Below are 791 nucleotides of genomic sequence, written 5' to 3'. Positions count from 1 at the left end.
CAGCTCGCGCGGCTGGGGCATGACGTGCGGTTCGCCAGCCGGGTGCCCGACAACGATCTGGGCCGCGCGGCGATCGCCACCCTGCGCGGGCATGGCGTCGACACGTCCGGCATCGCCCGCGGCGGCGACCGGATGGGGCTGTATTTCGTCACCTCGGGCGCGGGCCTGCGGGCCACCGAAGTGCTGTACGACCGCGCCGGCTCTGCCTTCGCCCAGGCGTCGGCGACGGATTGGGACTGGGACATGCTGCTCGCCGGGGTCACCCGGTTGCATCTGTCCGGCATCACCCCTGCGCTCGGCCCGGTCCCGGCGCAGAGCGCGCTCGCCGCGGTCGAGGCGGCGTCAGCACGCGGCATCGCGATTTCGTTCGACGGCAATTGGCGCGGCAAATTGTGGGCGCGCTGGAACGGCGACCCGCGCGCGATTCTGTCGGGCATCGCCGCGCACGCCGACCTGATGTTCGGCAACCATCGCGACATCGCGCTGCTGCTGGGCCGGGACGATTTTGCAGGCGAGGGCGAGGATCGCCGCCGCGCTGCAAGCGAGGCGGCCTTTGCCGCCTTCCCACGCCTGCAGACGATCGCGTCGACCGCGCGCGACGTGGAGCAGGTCGACCTGCACCACCTGTCGGCGCGCATCGACACGCGCGACGACAAGGCGCAGACCGAGACAGTGGTGCTTGCCGGCATCGTCGACCGGATCGGCGGCGGCGACGCCTTTGCCGCCGGCGTGCTGCACGCGCTGGAAACGGGCGCGGGGATCGCCGACGCCGCGCGCACGGGGCTTGCCCT

At 72.7% G+C, this 791-nt stretch carries 1 protein-coding gene; it reads left to right on the top strand.

Going from position 1 to position 791, the window contains the following annotated elements; all coding sequences use genetic code 11:
* Positions 1-791 (top strand): sugar kinase (locus tag SB4_RS18315; RefSeq protein ID WP_058753713.1); only part of this gene is annotated, 791 nt, incomplete at both ends.

The organism is Sphingomonas sanguinis, assembly GCF_001476905.1.
GTDB classification, from domain to species: Bacteria; Pseudomonadota; Alphaproteobacteria; order Sphingomonadales; family Sphingomonadaceae; genus Sphingomonas; species Sphingomonas sanguinis_B.
Note: the sequence above shows the minus strand (reverse complement) of the source record. Positions and strands in the feature narration are given on the sequence as shown.